This is a genomic window from Desulfurobacterium sp., assembly GCF_027028515.1.
Lineage (GTDB): Bacteria > Aquificota > Aquificia > Desulfurobacteriales > Desulfurobacteriaceae > Desulfurobacterium_A.
Window position 1 is genome coordinate 1 of sequence record NZ_JALVIW010000060.1, and the last position, 4,008, is coordinate 4,008.

At 41.1% G+C, this 4,008-nt stretch carries 4 protein-coding genes and 1 pseudogene; 3 read left to right on the forward strand and 2 right to left on the reverse strand.

All coding sequences use genetic code 11. The annotated features are described in order from the left end of the window. From MV676_RS05725 to MV676_RS05735, 3 genes and pseudogenes are all read left to right on the forward strand, one after another. A pseudogene (locus tag MV676_RS05725) lies at window positions 1–637 on the forward strand (nicotinate phosphoribosyltransferase); the annotation flags it as partial. After that, window positions 628–1,275: a (d)CMP kinase gene (cmk, locus tag MV676_RS05730; RefSeq protein ID WP_297445768.1), complete on the forward strand. Its 648-nt coding sequence runs from the start codon at window positions 628–630 to the stop codon at window positions 1,273–1,275. The pseudogene MV676_RS05725 and the gene cmk, both read left to right, overlap by 10 nt. A gap of 23 nt (window positions 1,276–1,298) precedes the next feature. Further along, complete coding sequence (locus tag MV676_RS05735; protein WP_297445769.1) at window positions 1,299–2,186, forward strand: MBL fold metallo-hydrolase; 888 nt, start codon at window positions 1,299–1,301, stop codon at window positions 2,184–2,186. 18 nt (window positions 2,187–2,204) lie between these two features. Here MV676_RS05735 and MV676_RS05740 read toward each other — a convergent pair whose 3' ends face one another. Continuing rightward, a complete protein-coding gene (locus MV676_RS05740) occupies window positions 2,205–2,963 on the reverse strand; it encodes a TIGR04219 family outer membrane beta-barrel protein (RefSeq protein ID WP_297445770.1) in 759 nt (252 codons plus the stop codon). Between the two features lie 48 nt (window positions 2,964–3,011). After that, window positions 3,012–4,008, reverse strand: a 997-nt coding sequence (gene ahcY / locus MV676_RS05745; RefSeq protein ID WP_297445771.1) for an adenosylhomocysteinase, incomplete at its 5' end; no start/stop codon positions are given.

Sequence of the window (4,008 nt, forward strand, 5' to 3'; positions counted from 1 at the left end):
AGTGAAAGGCATTGAGAAAGCAATAGAAGTTGCTCTGGAATTAAAAGAAAAGGGCTACACTTTAAGAGGCATAAGACTTGATAGCGGCAACATACTTGAGCTTTCAAAACTTGCAAGGAAAATGCTTAACAAACACGGTTTCAGGGAGACAAAAATTATAGTCAGCGGTGGTCTTGATGAATACAAGGTCGATGAACTTCTCTCCAGAGGAGCACCCATAGATATTTTTGGTATTGGCACAAAGGTCGGAACATCATCGGATTCGCCCTATGTTGACTTTGTCTATAAACTCGTTGAACTTGATGGAAAGCCTGTAATGAAAACAAGCAGCGGGAAAAAGATGTATCCCGGTAAAAAGCAGGTTTACCGTCTTGAATCATTTGACCGTGTTACCGTGTGGGGTGAAAAAAGCGAGGGCAGACCCCTTTTAAAACCAATTTTTCTCAGCGGAAAAAGGGTTGTGGAGCTTCCCTCTTTAGAGAGAGTCAGGGAGCATTTTCTTTCTGAATTTGAGAAGTTAGATGATAGCGTTAAAGATATTTACAAAAAGTTTACGCGGCCTGTGGAAATTTCAGAGCGGTTAAATCAGCTTTACGAGGAAACTTACAGAGAGATAGAGGAACAGGAATGGAAGTGAAAAAAATAACGATTGATGGTCCTGCTGGAGCAGGGAAAAGCACCATAGCAAAGATTTTAGCGAAAAAGCTTGGATTTCTGCATCTTGATTCCGGTGCAGTTTACAGAGCAATTGGTGTTGCTGCAAAGAAATCGGGAATTGACCTTGATAGTGAGGAAGCGGTCTCTTTGTTTCTTAAACGTATTTCTGTAGAGATAAAAGATGATGGTAGAGTTTTTCTTAATGGTCTTGATTTAACAGAAGAGATAAGGAAGCCTGAGGGTGGAGTTTTAGCTTCAAAGGTTGCAAGGTTTCCTGAAGTAAGAAAGAAAGTAATTGAAGTTCTGAGAAAGGCTGCAGAAGGTAGAAAAGTTGTAACCGATGGAAGGGATGCCGGAACAAACATCTTTCCTGATGCAGAGCTTAAGATATTTTTAACGGCATCTCCTGAGGAAAGGGCTAAAAGAAGGTATGAAGAACTTAAAGAAAAAGGTTTTAACGTTACTTTCGAACAGGTTTTAAAAGAAGTCAGGGAGAGAGATTATCAGGATAAAAACAGAGAAGTAGCACCTTTAACCGTGCCTGAAGGGGCTTATGTGATAGATACCACAGGAAAAACTGTAGAAGCAGTTGTTAGAGAAATAGAAGAGTTACTTTAATATTTATCTATAAGGGAGATTATGTGGAACTTAAGCGTTTGACAGAAGGTGTTTACTATATTCCGGGAAGGACGAATGTCGGTGTCATTCAGTGCGGCGGTGGAGATGTTATTTTAGTTGATACAGGTATTGATTCCGGTAGCGGAAAGAGGATTTTAAGGCTGCTTGAAAAACATGGTTTGAAACCGGTGGCTATTGTTAATACCCATTTTCACACGGATCACTGTGGTGGAAACAGGATACTGAGGGAGAAAGCGGATGTTAAGGTTTATGCTTCCGGTATCGCAGCGACGGTTATAAAGTATCCTTTTATAAATCCCTTTTCTCTTTTTTCCGGTGTTTATCCTGTAAAGGATTTGATGAACAAGTTTGTGATGGCGCAGCCATCCGATGTTGATGTTGAGATAGAGCCGGGAGAGCTTAAAATCGGCGATGCTATGCTTGAAATTGTTCCTCTTCCCGGTCACGCTCCGGGGCAGGTCGGTATTGTTGTTGGCGATATTCTTTTCTGCGGTGATGCCGTATTTGCGCCGGAAGTTATTGAAAGGGTTGGTATCCCTTTTAACGTTGATATAAAAACGGAGAAAGAGACATTGAAATTCCTTAAAAATACCAGATTTTCCTTTTATGTTCCTTCTCACGGTGAGCCGGTGGAAGATATTGGATTTTATGTTTCTGAGAATTTCAAACAGATTGATAAGATTGAAAAAATAATACTTAATTTTCTCGAAAAAGAGGCTTCCTCTGAAGAGGTGGTATACTATGTTTTAAGCAAAATAGGTTTAAAGGTCAAAGCTGCTCATCATTACTTTTTGATTCATGCGGGAATTCTTGCATATTTGTCTTACCTATACAATAAAGATTTAATTTCTTTGAAAATAGACAGCCGCCCACTGTGGAAAAGAAAGTGAGGAGCAAAATCCCCAGCATTAAAAGCTGAGGCCTGCCTCAAGATAAGGACCTTTGATTTTTATGTCGGAAGATACATCTTTTATGTCATCAATTTTCAGGTTTTCATACCTGTAACCGGCGCCGATAAAAAGTAGTGGAATTGGTGAGTATCTGACTTCTGCCTTTGCATCAGTAAATTGATTGCCAGAGTATCCTATCCACTTGAGTTCTGCGTTTACCCTGACAGATCCTACGCCAAAATCTCCCTGTCCGTAAAGCATTGGAAGCGCCACCTGAAAGTCAGTTGATTCTGTAGTATTGGAAGATTCAACAGAGGCATAACCGTCAATGTATTTAAGTGTTAGACCAAAGTTTATGTGTGTTGTTCCAAGTGTTGCAAGTCCAAGGAACGGAACGCCCCAGTAGAGTGTTAAATCGTACTGGTCAAGTCTCAGTTCGGTGTTTATGTTTTGTGAGACGTTAAATGATGTGTTAGCGAATGTAAATGATTTAGTTACTGTTCCAGAACCTGTAAAGTCGTACTTTGTCGCTTCAATTTTCACGTTTGGTATAAGTGGTATCGGATGTTCTATCCTTACCCACCCAAAGGGTTTTGTTTCGTCTCCTAAGTTGAGGTCATCTTTTACATCAACGTTAGTACCCTGATAGTTTATCCATCCTGAAGGCTGTTCCTGAACAGCACCGGCACCGGCTTCTATTGTTAAAAGAGGCAAAGCGTTGGCAGCCGTTGAGGAAAGAAGGAATCCGACCGTTAAGAGTCCAAGAATTTTTCTCATTGTTCCCTCCATATAAGGATTTAACTACATTATTAACATTTTAAAAAATCAGGTTCCCACGTCCCAGGAATTGAGGTACTCTATCTGTTCAGGCGTGAGTTTATCTATCTCTATGCCCATTGCTTTGAGTTTTAACTCGGCAACCTTGTTATCGATGTGTCCCGGGACGACGTAAACGTCAGGTTTGAGGTTTTTACCTTCTTTCACAATATACTCTGCCGATAGTGCCTGGTTTGCAAAACTCATATCCATGACAGATGCAGGATGTCCCTCCGCTGCAGCAAGGTTAATGAGCCTTCCTTCGCCAAGAAGGTAGATACGTCTTCCGTCACTCATTGTGTATTCGTCAACGAAATCTCTGATTCTTCTTTTTTTAACAGCTATCTTTTCAAGGGCAGCAACATCTATTTCAACGTTAAAGTGCCCTGAGTTTGAGACGATTGCACCATCTTTCATAACGTTAAAGTGCTCTTCTCTTATTACATGTATGTTTCCTGTCACCGTGCAGAAAATATCTCCTAACTTTGCCGCTTCTGCCATCGGCATAACTCTGAATCCGTCCATTCTTGCTTCTATCGCTTTTATTGGATCTACTTCTGTTACTATGACTTCCGCTCCCATACCGGCGGCCCTCATGGCAAGACCTCTTCCGCACCAGCCATAACCTGCAACGACAAAAACAGAACCTGCAAGCAATCTGTTTGTGGCTCTAAGAATACCGTCTATGGTTGACTGTCCTGTTCCGTATCTATTGTCGAAGAGGTGCTTTGTAAGCGCTTCGTTTACCGCTATCACGGGATATTTTAGAACGCCGTCTTTTGCCATTGCTTTTAGCCTTATTACACCTGTTGTTGTTTCTTCTGTGCCGCCCATTACCTTTTCGAGGAGTTCCGGGTGTTCTTTATGGAGCGTTGAGACAAGATCAGCACCGTCATCCATTGTTATGTCAGGTTCTTTTGAGATAACCGTTTTTATGTGGTCGTAGTAGGTCTTTTCGTCTTCACCTTTTATGGCAAAAACGGGAATGTCATAATATTTAACAAGA